The 16,687-nt window shown below is 62.7% G+C and carries 18 protein-coding genes and 2 pseudogenes; 2 read left to right on the forward strand and 18 right to left on the reverse strand.

Going from position 1 to position 16,687, the window contains the following annotated elements:
* Positions 1-108: pseudogene (locus F790_RS14610) on the reverse strand (HNH endonuclease); the annotation flags it as partial.
* Between the two features lie 52 nt (positions 109-160).
* Here F790_RS14610 and F790_RS14615 point away from each other — a divergent pair.
* Positions 161-379: a hypothetical protein gene (locus F790_RS14615; RefSeq protein ID WP_156001236.1), complete on the forward strand. Its 219-nt coding sequence runs from the start codon at positions 161-163 to the stop codon at positions 377-379.
* 34 nt (positions 380-413) lie between these two features.
* Here F790_RS14615 and F790_RS0113325 read toward each other — a convergent pair whose 3' ends face one another.
* Together F790_RS0113325 and F790_RS0113330 are read right to left on the reverse strand one after the other, a co-directional pair.
* Complete coding sequence (locus F790_RS0113325) at positions 414-1,250, reverse strand: DMT family transporter (protein WP_026332982.1); 837 nt, start codon at positions 1,248-1,250, stop codon at positions 414-416.
* Positions 1,251-1,533: 283 nt separating this feature from the next.
* Positions 1,534-2,883, reverse strand: coding sequence for an ABC transporter substrate-binding protein (locus F790_RS0113330; RefSeq protein ID WP_038036887.1), 1,350 nt, complete (start codon positions 2,881-2,883; stop codon positions 1,534-1,536).
* Positions 2,884-3,327: 444 nt separating this feature from the next.
* Here F790_RS0113330 and F790_RS0113335 point away from each other — a divergent pair, with 444 nt between their 5' ends.
* Complete coding sequence (locus F790_RS0113335) at positions 3,328-4,083, forward strand: GntR family transcriptional regulator (RefSeq protein WP_018869280.1); 756 nt, start codon at positions 3,328-3,330, stop codon at positions 4,081-4,083.
* 37 nt (positions 4,084-4,120) lie between these two features.
* On the opposite strand, the gene F790_RS0113340 is transcribed toward F790_RS0113335, so the two are convergent.
* The 15 genes and pseudogenes from F790_RS0113340 to hemH form a co-directional block, all read right to left on the reverse strand.
* Positions 4,121-5,098, reverse strand: a complete 978-nt coding sequence (locus tag F790_RS0113340) for an electron transfer flavoprotein subunit alpha/FixB family protein (protein WP_018869279.1) — start codon at positions 5,096-5,098, stop codon at positions 4,121-4,123.
* A gap of 1 nt (position 5,099) precedes the next feature.
* Complete coding sequence (locus F790_RS0113345) at positions 5,100-5,849, reverse strand: electron transfer flavoprotein subunit beta/FixA family protein (protein WP_018869278.1); 750 nt, start codon at positions 5,847-5,849, stop codon at positions 5,100-5,102.
* Between the two features lie 50 nt (positions 5,850-5,899).
* The gene (locus F790_RS0113350; protein ID WP_369771832.1) at positions 5,900-7,555 is read right to left on the reverse strand and encodes an electron transfer flavoprotein-ubiquinone oxidoreductase; all 1,656 of its coding nucleotides are present in this window, start codon (positions 7,553-7,555) and stop codon (positions 5,900-5,902) included.
* A gap of 10 nt (positions 7,556-7,565) precedes the next feature.
* A complete protein-coding gene (locus tag F790_RS0113355) occupies positions 7,566-8,342 on the reverse strand; it encodes a ferredoxin--NADP reductase (protein ID WP_018869276.1) in 777 nt (258 codons plus the stop codon).
* A gap of 5 nt (positions 8,343-8,347) precedes the next feature.
* Complete coding sequence (locus tag F790_RS0113360) at positions 8,348-8,695, reverse strand: gamma-butyrobetaine hydroxylase-like domain-containing protein (protein WP_018869275.1); 348 nt, start codon at positions 8,693-8,695, stop codon at positions 8,348-8,350.
* Positions 8,695-8,919 (reverse strand): hypothetical protein, encoded by a 225-nt coding sequence (locus F790_RS0113365; protein ID WP_026279441.1) that lies wholly within the window; start codon positions 8,917-8,919, stop codon positions 8,695-8,697. Before F790_RS0113365 ends, F790_RS0113360 begins: the two co-directional genes overlap by 1 nt.
* Before the next feature lie 6 nt (positions 8,920-8,925).
* Complete coding sequence (fdxA, locus tag F790_RS0113370) at positions 8,926-9,249, reverse strand: ferredoxin FdxA (RefSeq protein WP_018869273.1); 324 nt, start codon at positions 9,247-9,249, stop codon at positions 8,926-8,928.
* 50 nt (positions 9,250-9,299) lie between these two features.
* Entirely contained in the window at positions 9,300-10,259 is a 960-nt protein-coding gene (locus F790_RS0113375; RefSeq protein WP_018869272.1) for a HEAT repeat domain-containing protein, read from the reverse strand.
* 11 nt (positions 10,260-10,270) lie between these two features.
* Entirely contained in the window at positions 10,271-10,504 is a 234-nt protein-coding gene (locus F790_RS0113380) for a ferredoxin family protein (protein WP_017942684.1), read from the reverse strand.
* A gap of 12 nt (positions 10,505-10,516) precedes the next feature.
* Positions 10,517-12,262: a fumarate reductase/succinate dehydrogenase flavoprotein subunit gene (locus F790_RS0113385; protein WP_018869270.1), complete on the reverse strand. Its 1,746-nt coding sequence runs from the start codon at positions 12,260-12,262 to the stop codon at positions 10,517-10,519.
* Positions 12,259-13,050 (reverse strand): GntR family transcriptional regulator, encoded by a 792-nt coding sequence (locus F790_RS0113390; RefSeq protein ID WP_083938888.1) that lies wholly within the window; start codon positions 13,048-13,050, stop codon positions 12,259-12,261. The genes F790_RS0113385 and F790_RS0113390 overlap by 4 nt, the downstream gene beginning before the upstream one ends.
* 59 nt (positions 13,051-13,109) lie before the next feature.
* Positions 13,110-13,889, reverse strand: a complete 780-nt coding sequence (locus F790_RS0113395; protein ID WP_026332984.1) for an ABC transporter ATP-binding protein — start codon at positions 13,887-13,889, stop codon at positions 13,110-13,112.
* A gap of 153 nt (positions 13,890-14,042) precedes the next feature.
* Positions 14,043-14,774, reverse strand: coding sequence for an ABC transporter permease (locus F790_RS13970; RefSeq protein WP_196799369.1), 732 nt, complete (start codon positions 14,772-14,774; stop codon positions 14,043-14,045).
* Positions 14,775-15,343: 569 nt separating this feature from the next.
* Positions 15,344-15,615 (reverse strand): annotated as a pseudogene (locus F790_RS14910) (competence/damage-inducible protein A); the annotation flags it as partial.
* Between the two features lie 28 nt (positions 15,616-15,643).
* Positions 15,644-16,687: ferrochelatase (hemH, locus tag F790_RS0113415; protein ID WP_019591998.1), on the reverse strand; the 1,044-nt coding region annotated here is incomplete at its 5' end.

Consider the following 16,687-nt stretch of genomic DNA (forward strand, 5'->3'; position numbering starts at 1 on the left):
GAGACGTCCCCGCAGCGGGCTGGTCCGCGGGAAATGGGCCTGCAGGAATTCCATCTGGTCCGCCAGCACCCGGCGTCCCTTCAGGTAGATGTACTTGTCAGATCTCGGCTAATTGTCAGGTCTCGCCTAATTGCATACCGCGAGAGATGGCGCCCCCTATATGAGCGAACGGGTGGTTGACCCCATGGCGAGTACGATCGATTCCAACGCGCGCATGAAGCTCCGGATCCGGCAGGAACTGCAGGAGGCGACGATCTATCAGCCATCCAAACCAAACCTTTCTTATACACCAGAACGGGCTGAAATAATGACCATTGTCGGCGAGATCATTGATATCTCCCTAAGCGATTGCTTCATCCGACGACCAAATGCCACCTGACGCCTCGTTTTCCAACTTTGCCGAACATCGGCCTTCAGCTCCTCGGTTTTACAACCACCAGCGCAATCCCACCCAAAACAACGAGGCCGGCGAGTACCAGACGCAGAGTCAACGGTTCCGACAGGAGCCCGGCCCCGGCGATAGCGGTGATCACAGGCACGCTCAGTTGGGCGACCGCAGCGGTGGAGGTCCGAATGAGCTTCAGCGCGGCGTACCAGACCGCATATCCCAGGCCGGAGGCCAGGGCGCCCGACGCAGCGGCAAGCAGCACACCCGGAACGTCCACGATGGCCTCTGGAATGAAAGCCATCGCCAGGACCAGGGCAGGCAAGCTCGCCAAGAGGAAATTGGATGCCGTGACCCGCGTCGGATCGCCACTGCCGTTCGCCCGCAGCGTGTAGACACCCCAGGCGACGCCGGCCGCGATCATTAATGCAGCAGGAATCGGTGGCGGTGCGGAAAGTCCGGGGGACAACAACCAGATGAGTCCTGCTAACGCCAGGGCAAAGCCGCTCCATTGGCGAGACGTCAAGCGTGCGCCGGTCGCCAGATACCAACTGATCATGGTCACCTGGACCGCTCCGAACAGCAGCAGCGCTCCGGTCGCCGCCGTCAGGGAGAGGTAGGCGAACGAGAAGCCGATGGCGTATACGAAGAGCGCAAGCGCTGACCCCCAACTGCCCCGTCCTTCTGGAAGAGTCGGCTGGGCCCGAACGATCAGCCACAGCATGATCGCTCCGGAGACAATCCGGATCGCGGTAAAGCTCACCGGATCAATGGAAGTCGAGGTGAACGCGGCACGGGTAAGGATGGAATTGGCGGCGAACGCAATGAGCGCCGCTGACATCAGTACTACAACGCGTACCGGCATCGGCGTCGGATTCCTTCTATGTAACGGGAGGATGCGGTGCATCCACGTCCCGGGGAAGGCGGCAATGGCCGAGCGACCCGAACGGTTGAGTGACGAAGAAGCCATGGTGCCGAAAATGACGCCGCGAGTTCAGCGGGGCACAGAGGCTGGATTGCTCCCTCGGCTTCACCGCTGCGAATGCTACCGACCGGCCCCGTGTCAGGACTAAAAAACCATGGCCGATCGGATCGGCCATGGCTTCCTCAGACAAGCGAGTCGGATAACCCGCTAAATGGACACTACCCTAGTAACGAAGGACGGCCAGCTCAACAGTGGAACCACCGTTCTCGCTGGCATATTCCTCGGCGTCACCCGCCCGCATGAAGGCGACGTAGTCGTCGTCGGTTTCCACAAACGAGGCGACATGGCCGAACAGCTTCAGGCCCGTGCCGTGGTCGTAGACATACGTCGCACGAACCTCGTCGGAACCGGATTCCTCGACCTCTTCGACCGCGGCGAGCATCTCGCCAATGGAGCCGTACTTGATGATGCCTTCTTCGGCAAACCAGACCTCGGCCGGCGGAAGTCCGGGCGCGCCCGGTTCGGACCGGGTGATCTTGCCCAGCTGCTCCTCGTAGTCCTTGCCCTGAGCCTCGTAAACCGCGCGGACAAAGCTATCGTCCACCCAGCGGTCAAAGTCCAGTTCGGGGACCGAACGCTCCCGCTGCAGCGTCGCATGGTGATACTTCAGCGCATCCACCCACTCGGGTTTCAGGGTCGGATCGACCGAGGTAATACCGCCCTCACTGAAGTAAAGGTACAGAACCTCTTTCTCGATCGTGGTCCACTCTTCCAGCTTGGTCGCCGCCCGCATGGGGTCTTCCATGATCCAGTCCTGCGCCTCCATCGTGGCTGAAATGTACGCCTCAACCACGCGCGGATGCTCTTCCGCGAAGTCGTCACGGACCACCGTGCCATGGAACGTCGGCTGGCCGACTTCGCTACCGTCGAAGACCTTACGGCCAAACCCGCGATACTCCATCACCTCGGACCACGGGGTGAAGTTCGAATGAGCATCGATATTACCGGTGCGGATATTTGCCACCCCGACCGGTGGCCCCTGGTCGCGGAGCTGGATGTCATCCAGGATACCGGCTTGGCTCAGCGCATCCAGGGTCATGCCCCAGGCGGCACTGCCGAACGGCGTCGAAAGCTGCTTACCGGCAAGCTCCGACAGGCTCTGCGCAGGGGAGTCGACAGGAACCACAATGCCATTACCCGTACCGCGGGCGTTGTACCCGGTCATGGCAACGAACAGGGATTCGGCACGACCGGTGTCCTGGAAGGTCGCTCCGTTTACGATCAACGGATAGTCGCCCATTACCCCGAATTCGAGCTGGCCTGCGATCATTCGATTAGTGATTGGCGGACCCGAGTCGAAATCGGCGTACTGCACGACAAAATCGACATCCTGGTATTCCCCATCGGTTGGCAGATGTTCCTCGAACAGTCGCAAGCGCTCGATCACGACCCCACCCGATACGGTATTGGTGACCTGGCTCTGGTGGCCGACCCGAATCTGAATCGTTTCGGCCACCGCGGCCCCGGAAAAGGCGGAAAGAGCGACCGCCGCAACAATTGGCTTCCAACGCATGGTTGTTCTCCCAAATTTAGGTGTCCGCTCATTGGCGGGTGCAACACTTGAATGGCCGGCTGATCCCGGCCGGGAGATCGCTTGTCCTGTACTGACAGGCCATAACTGATCTACAGGGGAACTAAGCAGGTTCCGTGCCCACACCATGCACTGCGAAAAGAGTATTCTTTTTTATTGTATTTATTGGCTTTTTTGACACCATGCACAATCTCTGCGGATACGAGGCCCGTCGGTTCCCGCTCCACACTGGGGAATACCTGCGCCATCCGAGTGCCATGCCCCGTCCGGGCGGACCCAAAACCATGACAAGTAAGACAGCCTCCCTCCCGCCCCGCGCCGTGCGACTTCCCGCCATCCTCGTCACACTAGGCAGACGTGCTACCAACGGAAACCAACTTATGACACGATATAATGAGTACCCCACAAGAAACCCGAGCCACTCCCATGGAACCCCCAAGCCCGAATCGCCAGCCCCTTCAGGAATCGCCGCAACCCCTCTATGTACAGATCAAGGAAACCCTGCGTCAGCGGATCCTCGACGGGACATACGAGCCGCACCAGAAACTGCCCTCGGAGAGTGAACTCACGCGGCGATTCGGCGTCAGCCGCATCACCATCCGCCAGGCGCTGCGTGACCTGCACAACGAGGGGCTGATCTTCAGCTCGCAGGGCAAGGGCAGTTTTGTCAGCAAGCCAAAGGCGGTGCAGAACGTCCGCCGTCTGGAGGGTTTCGGCGAGGCCATGGCTGCGCAGGGCTACGAGGCGACGGCCCGAGTCGTATCAATCGAGGAAATGCAGCCGCCCAAGAGCGTCCGGGACGCCCTCGGCCTGTCCGGACCGCAGGCGGGCTCCGTGGTCGAAGTCAAACGCGTGCGCTATCTGAACCGGATCCCGGTCTCCCTGGAGATCAGCTATTTCCCGCTGGACGTCGGGCGACCGCTGTTCAGCCAGGATCTCTCCGGCGACATCTTCCCGTTGTTGGAGAACTTGTCGGGCACCCCCCTGGGGGCGGCCAACATTAGCATTGACGCAGGCCTGGCGAATGACGAGGTTCAAGAACTGCTGGGGATGTCGGAGGCAGGCCCAGTCTTGCAGGTGGAGCGCCTGACCCACGATCGGTCCGGACGCCCGATCGACTTCGAGTTCCTGTTCTTCGTGGGCGACGCGTTCAAATACCGCTTCGAAATCGAACGCTCGTGAACATCAGCCGGGGGAACCTCATGCCCCCGGCGCTTACTCAGGCTTCCGCGAGTTGCGAATCAGGCTCGCCGCGAAGCACACGGATCTTCTCCTGGAGCTGGGGCAGGATCTCGAACAGGTCCCCTACCAACCCGTAGTCCGCCACGCCGAAAATCGGCGCATCGGGGTCCTTGTTGATGGCGACGATGACCTTGGACCCAGTCATGCCGGCAAGGTGCTGAATGGCGCCAGAGATTCCCACCGCAATATACAGCTCGGGTGCGACCACCTTGCCGGTCTGCCCCACCTGACAGTCGTTGGGGGCATAACCGGCATCCACGGCCGCGCGCGAGGCGCCCACGGCGGCATTCAGATCGGCTGCGAGTTCCTCCAGCAAACGAAATTTCTCCACGCTGCCAAAGGCCCGCCCACCAGAAACCACCACCCCGGCGGATTCCAGTTGCGGCCGATCGGACTCGTCCAGTTGCAGGTCCACTTCGCGCGACTGGCCTCGTGACTCGCCGACTTCGACAGGTTCGATCCGGCCGTCGCCGCCATCCACTACCTCCCTGGCAAACGCGGTCGGTCGGATGGTCAACAGCTTGTGTGGCTCCAGCACCCGCAGAGTCTCGTCGGCGTTGCCTGCGTAGATCGGGTGCACGAAGGTTTCCGGGTCCCGAATCCCGGTGACATCCGACACCATCTGGATGTCCGCCAGTGCGGCGATCCGTGGCAGCAGGTTCTTCCCGAACGTAGTAGCCGGCGCCAGCACGTGGCTGTAATCGCCGACAAGCTCCGTGATCAACCCAGCCAGATCTTCTGCCAGGCCACCGCCGAGATGCGGCGCTTCCGCAGTCAGGACGCAGCGCACGGTCGCCATCGCGGCCAGCCCCTCGGCGGCCTTTCGGATCTGCGCGCCTGCCACCAGGATATCCACGGTATCGCCCAACTCCCGGGCAGCCGTCAGGGTGGCCAGAGTACTCGGCGCGACCGCATCGCCCGTGGCTTCTGCCAGGACCAGTATGGTATTGGTCATATCAGATCACTCCCGCTTCGTTGCGTAGCTTGTCCAGTAGCTCGTCCACATTCGCGACCTTTACACCCGCCTCGCGGGGAACGGGCTCGGAAACCTTGACCCGCTCCACCCGCGGACGCATATCCACGCCCAGGGCCTCGGGCGTGCGTTCCTCGATGGGGCGTTTCTTCGCCTTCATCATCGCGGGCAGCTTCACGAACCGGGGCTCGTTGAGTCGCAGGTCCGCTGTCACCACGGCAGGCAGGTCCAGTTCAACGGTCTGCTGCCCGCCATCGATCTCGCGTGCTATCCGCGCCCGGCCCTCTGCGATGCTCAACTCGGACGCGAAGGTACCCTGGGGCCAGCCGAGCAATGCAGCGGTCATCTGCCCGGTCTGGTTGGCGTCATCGTCGATCGCCTGCTTGCCAAGAAGCACCAGGTCGACGGCCTCCTCGCGCGCGACCGCGGCCAGCAACGCGGCCACATTCAGGGGTTGCGGGGATTCCGGCACATCGATCCGGATCGCGCGGTCCGCGCCCATTGCCAGGGCGCTGCGCAGAACCTCCTGGCTGGCCTCGTCACCCGCCGTCACCGCCAGCAATTCGCTGCAGATACCAGCCTCTTTCAGGCGTACGGCCTCCTCCAGCGCAATCTCGTCGAAGGGATTGGCGGACATCCGGACATTTTCCGTCTCGACACCGCTACCATCCGACTTCACGCGGATGTTCACGTTGTAATCGATCACGCGTTTCACGCCGACCAGTACTTTCATCGCATTCACTCCCGTTGACTTTGCGGCCCGGCAATCGGCCTCGATGCGGCCTACATGCCCGAATAGATCGGGCCCTCGCCGCCTTGCGGTACCTGCCACTGGATATTCTGGGTGGGGTCCTTGATGTCACAGGTCTTGCAGTGCACGCAGTTGGCTGCGTTGATCTGCAGGCGCGGCCCCTGGTCGCCATCGACAATCTCGTACACCCCGGCCGGGCAGTAGCGTGTCTCCGGCGCCCCGAATTCGGCCAGGTTCACCTGGATCGGGACATCGGGGTCACGCAACCGCAGATGGCAGGGCTGGTTCTCGTCATGGTTGGTGTTGGACAGGTGCACCGACGACAACAACGGGAACGTGAGCTCCCCGTCCGGCGCCGGATACTCGATGGGCGAGGCCTCCGACTGGCGCTGTAACTGGTCGTGATCCGCGTGCTGGGAGAACGTCCATGGCGCACGGCCACCGAACAGATACGTGTCCGCAGCGGCATATGCGAGCCCGCCCCACAGGCCCCAGCGGGCAAAGGCCGGGCGGATGTTGCGCGCACGCCAAAGCTCGGACCAGACCCAGGAATCCGCCAACTCCCGGTCCACGCCAGTAGCCGCCGCCGGCTCGGATGCGTTCGCCCAATGCTCGAACACCGCCTCCGCCGCCAGCATGCCGGACTTCATGGCGGTGTGGGTGCCCTTGATGCGCGCCACGTTCAGCAGGCCCGCGGCATCTCCCACCAGCATCCCGCCCGGGAATTCCAGCTTGGGGCAGGACTGCACCCCTCCTTCGACCAGGGCCCGCGCACCATAGGACAGGCGGCGACCGCCCTCGAGATGGCGGCGAATCTCCGGGTGAGTCTTGAACCGCTGCATCTCCTGGTAGGGCGAGAGATTCGGGTTGGTGTAATCGAGCCCGATCACGAACCCCACAGACACGCGGCGCTCGTCGAAGTGATACAGGAAGCCGCCGCCGTAGGTCCGGGCGTCCAGGGGCCAGCCGACGGTATGCACCACGGTGCCCGGCCGGTGGACGGCTTCATCCACTTCCCAGACCTCCTTGATGCCAATCCCGTAGGTCTGCGGATCGGCATCTTGATCCAGTTCATAGGCGGCAATCACCTGCTGGCTCAACGATCCACGGCAGCCCTCCGCCAGCAGGGTTCGGCCGGCCACGATCTCCACGCCGGGCTCGTGCTGCGGGCCGGGCGTACCGTCCGGCTGCAAGCCGGTGTCCGCGGTGGCAACGCCCCGCACGGAACCCTGTTCGTCATACAGGACCTCGGCCGCCGCGAAGCCCGGGTAGATATCCACTCCCAGTGCCTCCGCCTGCTCGCCCAGCCAGCGGCACAGGTTGCCCAGTGAGCCCACATAGTGGCCCTCGTTACGCAATGCAGCCGGGGTGGGCAACCGCAGGCTTCCATGCTCTCGCAGCAACAGGAAGTGATCATCCACGGCGGGCGTTTTCAACGGGGCTCCGAGATCGCGCCAGTCGGGGATCAATTCGTCCAGCGAGCGAGGATCAACCACCGCGCCGGAAAGGATATGCGCCCCGACCTCGGGCCCTTTTTCCAATACGCAGACCGAGAGATCGTCCCGGCCCTGGTCCTGCGCCAACTGGCGCAGCCGAATCGCGGCCGCGAGGCCCGCAGGACCCGCACCCACGATGACCACGTCCATCTCGATCTGCTCGCGTTCCATAATTGTCTCCCGCTCAGTCAGCGCCGAAGGACTACTGTTCGACGAAGGCCCGCTCGATCACGTATTCACCTGGCACACCCGTTTTGGGCGAGGCGGTAAACCCCATCCGATCCAGGAGGTTCGACAGATCCTCGAGCATCGCCGGGCTGCCGCAGATCATGGCGCGGTCCTGTTCCGGGTCGAGCTGCGGCAGACCGAGGTCTTCAGCCATCTTGCCGTTCTCGATGAGGTCCGTGATGCGTCCCTGGTGAACGAAGTCCTCGCGCGTGACGGTGGGGTAGTAGAGCAATTGGTCCTGCGCGAACTCGCCGAGGTATTCGTGGTTCGGGAGCTCCTCGGTCAGGTATTCCTGGTAGGCCAGTTCGCTTTTGTACCGCACACCGTGGACCAGGATCACTTTCTCGAAACGCTCGTAGGTTTCCGGGTCGCGGATGATGCTCATGTAGGGCGCAAGGCCGGTACCCGTACCGAACAAATACAGGTTCTTGCCCGGCAGCAGATCGTGTATCACCAGCGTGCCGGTGGCCTTGCGGCTTACCAGGAGCTGGTCACCCTCATTGATGTGCTGCAGGCGCGAGGTCAACGGACCATCCGGCACCTTGATGCTCAGGAACTCGAGGTATTCCTCGTGGTTCGGGCTCACGATGCTGTAGGCCCGCAGCAAGGGCTTGCCCTCCACCTCGAGGCCGATCATCACGAAATGACCGTTCTCGAACCGCAGGCCCGGGTCGCGAGTAGTCGTGAAACTGAACAACGTGTCGTTCCAGTGGTGCACGCTCAGCACCTCTTGCGGGTCACAGGCTGCCATGGGGTCTACCTCCCAGATTCCAGTCGGGTTGTCTTTCCATCATTGGTTGAATGGGCCGGGGTCCTGACGCTGATCTCCCACAGATAACGCCACGGATAGATGCCCTGTTCGTGGCCATCGGAGAACACTAAACGCACTCCACTGACCCCGAACGGAACGATGTCGACCACATCCACTTGAGTGGCATCCGTTACCGGTTCGTCCCGCCGGCGGGCCACGGTGCACTGGGCACAGCGACAAGCCAGGCGCAGTGCCTCGAACCCCTTGCAGGTGACCTCACCGGTCTGCCAATGAAACTGAACCTCACCGGTCTGCCCCTGCAGGCGGATCTCCTTCGGCGGTTGCATGCTCATTAAGCATGCCCTCCGGTGGCCATCGGGCCGCCCTCCACGGGGCAGGTTCGAGCCAGTTCGGCGAGCACGGTTTCCTCGATCACCAGGGTAGTTACCGGCGGCCACAACAGGGGGTTATCCGGGTCGTCCACCGGACGCGCGCCCATCAGCGTCGCCACGCCGGTCAGCCACGCCCCCAGGAAAGCACCGCGCATTAGCCCACTTGTAATGATAAGTCGAGACATAACGAATCAGCGCTCCAGCTCGGCCAGCTTGCCCGTGCGTTCGATCCACTCTTCCGCGTCGGGAAGCGGGTTCTTCGCAGACGTTATTACCGGCCAAATGGCCGCCAGCTCGGCATTCAAGTCGAGGAGATGTTTCTGATCCTCGGCCAACTCACCTTCTGGCTGGATCGCCTCGGGCGGACATTCCGGTACACACAGGTCACAGTCGATGCACTCCACCGGGTCGATCACCAACATGTTGGGTCCTTCGTGGAAACAGTCCGCCGGACACACTTCGACGCAATCGGTGTACTTGCACCTGATACAGTTCTCGTTCACTACGTAGGTCACGTTCGCCTCCTTTCGGCTAGACGTCGCACTCGTGGAATGCGCACGGCAAATCAGCTCGCCACACGCAGCTTCGATTGGGCCCACAGGGCAGTCTTGCGGACATCGGGGTCCGGATCGTCCAGAGCACTTTCCACATACGCCTGCGCCGTCGAATCACCGATCTCGCCCAGCGCGCCGACCGCAGCCTTGCGCAGGTTCGACACCGGGTCATCGGTGCACACGCCCACCGCCTCAACAGCCTGCGGGTCACCCAAAGTGCCCAGGGCCTCGACGGCCTTCTCACGTACCTGCCAGAAGGAATCACGTGTGCACTCAATCAGCGTCTCCAGGGCCAACCGCAGTCGCAGCTTGCCGATCATTGAGGCCGCCTCGGTGCGGACCTGCCAATTCTCGTCCTGCAGCCCGGCCAGCAAGGCATCACCAATCGAGTCCGGATCGCCGTACGACAGGGCGCTCACGGCGACACGCCGCACATCCGGGTCGGCGTCGTCGCGTGCCCGCTCGATCAGGACAGGAAGATTCGCCGGTGAACGCAGCCATCCGAGGACGGATACCGCCTCACGACGCACTCCGGCATCCGCATGCTGAAGCAAGGCCAGAGCTGGTTCGCAGCTCTCGGCAAGCCGCATGGGCTTGAGGGCCCCCAGTACCCCGACGATGACAAACGGATCGTCGCTCCCTTTCAGGGCACCGAGTAACGGCTGCGCAGCATCGGTATCCTTCAGGTCCGCGAGGGCATGTGCTGCAGCATTGCGGACCGCTTCGTCGCTGTCGCTAAGGGCTGCCAGCAAGGCGTCCGCAATGTCGGCGGATTCGAACTCGTCGACCACCTTGGCCGCCTCGCGGCGGACCGAAGGGTCGGGGTCCTTCAGGGCCATTGTCAGCAGATCAGCGGCTTCAGGTTCCGCACTGTCCACCAGGGCAAGCACACCCACTCGGCGCATTTCCACATCGTCGGAGGCCAGCTTGTCTGCAATGTCCTGCAGTTCGGGGTCGTCGTATTGGCTCATGTCGTCCACCTTCAGCTCAGCAGGTACGGGATATTCACGGTGACCGCGTCGGTCGGACAGTCCTTCTCGCACGGCATGCAGTACCAGCATTCGTCGTAATGCATATGGGCCTTGCCCGTGACTTCATCGATCAGCAGGACATCCAGCGGACAGACGTCGATGCAGACCCGGCACCCCTTGTCGGCGATGCACTTTTCTTCATCGACGACCACCGGGACAGTCGTCTTGTGGTTCGCTACAGGCATGTCACTTCCCCTTTATTCGGCGGCGATTTCGTCGGTGTTTTCGATCCGCATGGACTGGTAGGCCGACAGCTCGTCGTCATCCAGCGGGATGATGTAGGGGTCCACCGGACGCGTGCCGGTGCACATGGATCCGTCTTCGCCCTTGTACAGGCGGCTGTGACAGAACCAGTTCTGGTCGTCGCGCTCGGGGTGGTCGATGGAGTAGTGGTACAGCCCCCACCGGGACTCCTTGCGTGCCATTGAGGCGCGGGCAGCCATCTCGGCGCAGTCGACAATCGAGTGCACCTCGAGGGCCCTCAGCAGCTCGTGAGGATCCCGGGCGTGGAGCTTGGCCAGGTCTTCGCGCACCTGAAGGATTCGGCTGAGACCGATTTCCATCTTCTTGGTGATCTTGGGCGGCTGCAGGTAGTCGTTCACCAGGCGGCGCACCTTGTACTCCATCTGCTCCGGCGGAATGCCGTCCTCCGCATTCAGCGGTGCCATCACGCGTTCGAGTTCCGCCGCAATCAACGACTCGTCCAGGGGTGCGTCGGTCCAGTCACTGACGTAACGCGTCGCGCTCTCGCCGCAGATCTGGCCGTACACGAATGCGCCCAGCATGTAACTGTGCGGCACGGAACCCATGTCCCCAGCCGCATACAGGCCCGGCACGGTGGTCTCGCCGTGCTCGTTGATCCACACCCCGGAAGCCGAATGGCCGCTGCAGAAGCCGACCTCCGAGATGTGCATCTCCAGCATGTGCTCGCGATAGTTGGTACCGCGCCCGGCATGGAAGCGTTCGCGCGACGGGCGTTCGTTGGTATGCAGGACCGTCTCGATCTCCTGGATGGTCTCCTCGGCGAGGTGATCCACCTTCAGGTAGACCGGGCCCTTGCCCCCTTCCAGCTCGCGGTAGAACTCCAGCATCATCTGGCCCGACCAGTAGTCGCACTCGATGAAGCGCTCGCCCTGGGCATTCGCCGTGTAGCCGCCCAGCGGGCCGGTTACGTAGGCACAGGCCGGACCGTTGTAGTCCTTCAGCAACGGGTTGATCTGGTAACACTCCAGGTTCGCCAGGTCGGCGCCGGCGTGATAGGCCATCGCATGCCCCTCGCCCACATTGGTCGGGTTCTCGTAGGTGCCGTACAGATAACCGGAGGTCGGCAGGCCCAGGCGTCCCGCGGCGCCGGTCGCCATGATCACGGCCTTGGCGCGGATCAGCAGCGGCTCGGAGGTACGGGTGTTCACCGCGAAGGCCCCGGCGATCTTGCCGTCGCGATCCTTCAACAGGCGCGTGGCCTGATAGCGATTTTCCACCTTGACCCGGTTACGGCGCAGGCGCCGATACAGGATCTTCTTGACGTTGTGGCCCTCGGGCATGGGCAGCACGTAGCTCCCCATGTGATGGACCTTCTTCACGTCGTAATCGCCGGTCTCGTCCTTCTGGAAGTGCACACCCCAGGAGTCAAGCTTCTGGATCATGTCGTAGGAACGCTCGGCATAGGCCAGGACCGCCTTCTGATGGACGATGCCGTCATTCGCGGTCGTGATTTCCTTCACATACTGTTCCGGTGTGGCACGGCCCGGGATAATCGCGTTGTTCAGGCCATCCATCCCCATGGAGATTGCGCCGGAACGCTTCACGTTGGCCTTCTCCAGCAGCATCACATCCAGATCCGGGTTTTCCTCCTTGACCGTAACGGCCGCCAGCGGCCCTCCGGTTCCTCCGCCGATCACCAGGACATCCATCTCGATCGTTTTGATTTCGCTGACTTTCATAGGTACTCCTCGTTGGGATCCGTACGGAACTTGCAGTTGAACGTGTCTTCCCGGAACGTCAGGCACTCCACATCGAAGGTGCGACCGGAACGGTCGAGAAAGACGCGTGTAAGCTTCAGGACAGTGGCGTCGGCCGGAAGCACAAGCGCTTCCCTAACCGCGGGTTCGGGGTGACAGGCTTCGATCTCGATACGGGCCCTGCGGACGCCCAGGCCCAGTCGATTCTTGACTACGTTCAGGGTGTCTAACGCCAGGTCGCGGCTGAAGATACGGCGCCCGATCGCCAGGGGTAGATAGCTCTCGCTCACCATCACTGGATGCGAGCGCAGATACTGCACCTGCCGAATACGGGTAACACGATCCTCCGGCGTCAGCCGCAACTCGCACGCTACGCGAACGGGCGGCGCAATTTCCCGCATCGAAAGAAGCCGCACGTCCACTTCGCCAACCTGGCTGGAAACGGTCTCGCCGAAGGACTCCATGCGCCGCAAATCCTGGCTTACCCGGGGTCGCGCGACGAAGATACCTCGGCCCTGCGCGGTAACGACCAGACCTTCTGCACGAAGCTCTCGGAGGGCGCGGCGCACGGTGATCCGGCTAACCCCAAAGGCCTCCATCAACTCCTTTTCGGTCGCTAGTCGTTCGTTCGGAGCACACGTGCCCCGCAGGATCTGGCGGCGCAGACTGTCTCTGACCCAGCCATACAGGTGCCTCGAGCCACCTGTATGGCTGACAGGGCGCGGCGACACATTACGTGCAAGCACTTGTTGGCGGTGTGTTTTCAGCATATGTTCTATCCTATCATAACAAGTTATGACGTGTAAGAGGATCCAGTCATTCGAATGCCCTAAACCTTCCCCTGCTGCTCGAACGCCCGTGTCGTCTCGGCGCGAATCAGGTCCAGACACTGTTTTTTCAGCTCAACGAAACGCGGGTCGGTCACGACCTCGTGGGTACGCGGGTGCGGAATGTCGACCCGGATATCCTCGATCAGGCGCCCTGGGCTGGCGCTCATTACGATGACCCGGTCGGCCAGGAATACGGCCTCTTCGATGTCATGCGTGACGAATACGATCGTCGTGTGGAATTCCTGACGCAGATCGACCAGGTTCTGCTGCATCATTGAACGCGTCTGGGCGTCCAGAGCGCCGAAGGGCTCGTCCATCAACAGCACGTCAGGGTAATTCGCCAGTGCCCTGGCGATCCCGACACGCTGCTGCATACCGCCGGATAGCTGTGCGGGATAGTGGTTGCCATAGGCCAACAACCCGACCATCCCGAGAAAGGTGCGCGCGATGCTGTCCGACACCGTCGCCGAGTGGCCGGCCATGCGCGGACCGAATGCCACATTTTTGCGTACGCTCTTCCAGGGAAACAGCGAGTGCTGCTGAAAGACCATGCCGCGTTCAGGGCCGGGCCCCTGCACCCGCTTGCCATCGACCTCCACATACCCAGCCGTTGGCTCGACAAACCCCGCCACTGCGTTCATCAAAGTCGACTTCCCGCAACCCGAAGGACCCAGCAAGCAGATGAATTCACTGGGTTCAACCTCCAGGTTGGCGCCATCCACCGCTACGTTTCGATGGCCTCCGGTATTAAACTCAATGGATACATCCGAAATCCGGATGCGCCCCGCCTCCGGGCGAGTACCCGCTGCTCCAGCGTGAGCGGGCTTTCCGCGCGAGGGCCCCTCGCCAAATGCCCACAAATTACCAAGTCTCATTACGAACCCCGTTGCAAGATTGTTTTGACAGACGAACTGGACAGACTGTCTGCACGCTCAACGCTGCCAGCGCAAGAAGGGCCGCGTCCCGTATCGCACCAAAAGGGTCGACAAGGTTCCCAGCAGCCCGATGGTGACCATCCCCACGATGATCTGCGGGTACTGGATCAGCGAATACGAACTCCAGGTGAAGTAGCCGATACCGTACTGGCCACTGATGATTTCGCCGGCCAGCAGCGAGAACCACGCGATGCCCATGCCAATCGCCATACCCGCGACGATGCTGGGCAGCGCGGCCGGCAAGACCACATGAATCAGGATGGAGGTACTGGATGCACCCAGCGCTCGTGCGGCGCGCACCAATTCCTTGGGTGTCTGGTCAACGCCATGCATGGTGTTCAGCACGATCGGGAAAAACGCGCCCAGGAACGTTATGAAGATGATGCTGCTCTGCTCCGTCGGGAGCATCAGGATCGCCAGTGGAATCCAGGCCACCGCGGGAATGGGACGGAAGATCTCAACGTAGGGCGAGAATACGTCCTCTATCAGTCGGTTCCGGCCCATGAAGACGCCGAGTACCACCCCGGATACCGTGGCAAGTCCGAAGGCAATTGCGACCCGCTCAACGCTGGCCGCGATATGCCGATAAAACGTGTCGGAAGACAGCAACTCAACCAGCACCGCGCCCACGACACTCGGCGCAGGCACATTCTCGAAGTTGAGTAACAACCGGAAGTCATTGGTCGATGCCAGATGCCACAGACCGATCAGGGCCAGCACCGACAGGATTCGGATGGTGTAGCGGCCCCACCAGGTACCGCTGGATTTCTTGAACCAGGCGCCCGTACTCGCACCTTTGGCTGCCAGCCCGGCGCTCGCACCCACGTGGGCCTTGGCTGTCGTTACGTCCGTTCCGGACCGGACCGTAGCCCCAGCGGGAGCATCCGTTATGGTTGCGCCGCCTTCCGGCGCGGCTGGCCCGACCTTGGCCCGGTCGTCCGCAACAGACTCAATTTTGTCAGTCATCAACCATTCCTCGTTTCCGTGGATCCCGGCGAGAGGCTCGGGAGATCGAACACCCCACTTGTTCTGACGTGTTCTTACGTCCAATGAACCGAGCAGCATTTATGCCAACACGCCCGCCCAGAGAGGAAGATGGTGTAAGGGGCTGTTTACAGGGAAGCGCCTGCAACCCCAGGGCTAACGCAGGACAGCGAGGCATGGAAGGATGTGCATCACGTTCGGGCACGCCAGCCCCAATGCGGGGCGACAAATTCGAAAAACCGGGGGGTCCAGAGGACAAGTGACCGCCCGTGGCCGGGGCGCGGCTGACCGATCAGCACCCGAGCCCCCGGTGATCAGTGCTGCCGCAGGCCAGCCTGGCCCTCAGTCAGGTGGGCGCGCGGGGTTCCGCGCAACCCCGGTTCGACCTGCGGGGCCTGGCGGTCCATGCGCGGCAGGCAGGAGATGCGCAGATCGGGGAAGGTTACTTCCATCGCCTCGAGGATCGGGAGCAGCCGCTTTCGGTGACGCTCTCCAGGCGCAGGGTTTCCTCGACAGCGGCGGTGTCGCGGCGGTCGGGAAAGCGCTGCTCCAGGACCCAGCGGGCCATCGGTTCGGCCATCACGGGGCTGTTCATAACCTCGCCCTGCGCCACGCTACTGTTTAGCACCCAGCGCCAGGGCGCGTTCGCGGGCCGCCGCCCGCTGCTCGGGGCTATTGTCCGGATCCCCCAGCCACGGCGCCAGATGCCGCCCGGCGAGTTCGGCCAGGAACTGCAGATGGTCGTCGCGATCGTTGAGCGCGGGGATGTAATGGAAACGCTCGCCGCCGGCCTCGAGGAAGATCTCGCGGTTCTCGTCGGCGATCTCCTCCAGGGTCTCCAGGCAGTCGGCGGAGAAGCCGGGGCAGATCACGTCCACCGAACGCACGCCCTGGCCCGGGAGCGCCTCCATGGTCTTGTCGGTGTAGGGTTGCAGCCACTCCTCGCGCCCGAAACGTGACTGGAAGGTGACCTGCCACTGGCCTTCTTCCAGGCCCAGGGCCTGCGCCAGCTTGTGCCCGGTGGCATGGCACAGGCAGTGGTAGGGGTCGCCATTGAGCAGATAGCGCTTCGGCACGCCATGGAAGGACATCACCAGCCGTTCGGGCTGGCCGTGCTCCTCCCAGTGTTCGCGCACGCTGTTCGCCAGCGCCCGGATGTAGCCATCCTCGGCGTCGTAGCTGGCGACGAACTGCAGATCCGGCACCCAGCGCCAGCCCTTCAGCACCTCCGCCACGGCGTCGAAGGTCGAGCCCGTGGTCGAACCGGAATACTGCGGATACAGCGGCAGCACCACCACCCGGCGCACGCCCTGGCGCCGCAGCTCGTCCAGCCCTTCCTCGATCGACGGGTTGCCGTAACGCATGCCCAGCGCCACCGGCACGTCCTCGCCGGTCTGCTCCGCCAGGCGCGCGCGCACCCCCGCCGTCTGGCGTCGGCCGATGGCCAGCAGCGGCGAACCTTCGTCGGTCCACACGGTGGCGTATTTCGCCGCGCTGCGCCGCGGACGCACGTTGAGGATGATCCCGTTGAGGATCAGCCACCAGATCGGCCGCGGCACCTCGACCACGCGGGGATCCCACAGGAACTGCTTGAGGTAGCGCCGCAGTGCCGGGGCGGTGGGTTCATCGGGGGTGCCCAGGTTGGTGAGCAGCACGCC

Origin of the sequence: Thioalkalivibrio sp. ALE20, assembly GCF_000381405.1 — a bacterium.
Taxonomy (GTDB): Bacteria; Pseudomonadota; Gammaproteobacteria; order Ectothiorhodospirales; family Ectothiorhodospiraceae; genus Thioalkalivibrio.

Coding starts and splice junctions, on each gene's coding strand:
- F790_RS0113340 (WP_018869279.1), bottom strand. CDS start 5,098: ATGACCAATACCATACTGGTCCTGGCAGAAGCCACGGGCGATGCGGTC.
- F790_RS0113360 (WP_018869275.1), bottom strand. CDS start 8,695: ATGAGCATGCAACCGCCGAAGGAGATCCGCCTGCAGGGGCAGACCGGT.
- F790_RS0113365 (WP_026279441.1), bottom strand. CDS start 8,919: ATGTCTCGACTTATCATTACAAGTGGGCTAATGCGCGGTGCTTTCCTG.
- F790_RS0113355 (WP_018869276.1), bottom strand. CDS start 8,342: ATGGCAGCCTGTGACCCGCAAGAGGTGCTGAGCGTGCACCACTGGAAC.
- F790_RS0113380 (WP_017942684.1), bottom strand. CDS start 10,504: ATGCCTGTAGCGAACCACAAGACGACTGTCCCGGTGGTCGTCGATGAA.
- F790_RS0113390 (WP_083938888.1), bottom strand. CDS start 13,050: ATGCTGAAAACACACCGCCAACAAGTGCTTGCACGTAATGTGTCGCCG.
- F790_RS0113385 (WP_018869270.1), bottom strand. CDS start 12,262: ATGAAAGTCAGCGAAATCAAAACGATCGAGATGGATGTCCTGGTGATC.
- F790_RS0113325 (WP_026332982.1), bottom strand. CDS start 1,250: ATGCCGGTACGCGTTGTAGTACTGATGTCAGCGGCGCTCATTGCGTTC.
- F790_RS0113335 (WP_018869280.1), top strand. CDS start 3,328: ATGGAACCCCCAAGCCCGAATCGCCAGCCCCTTCAGGAATCGCCGCAA.
- F790_RS0113375 (WP_018869272.1), bottom strand. CDS start 10,259: ATGAGCCAATACGACGACCCCGAACTGCAGGACATTGCAGACAAGCTG.
- F790_RS14615 (WP_156001236.1), top strand. CDS start 161: ATGAGCGAACGGGTGGTTGACCCCATGGCGAGTACGATCGATTCCAAC.
- F790_RS0113345 (WP_018869278.1), bottom strand. CDS start 5,849: ATGAAAGTACTGGTCGGCGTGAAACGCGTGATCGATTACAACGTGAAC.
- F790_RS0113330 (WP_038036887.1), bottom strand. CDS start 2,883: ATGCGTTGGAAGCCAATTGTTGCGGCGGTCGCTCTTTCCGCCTTTTCC.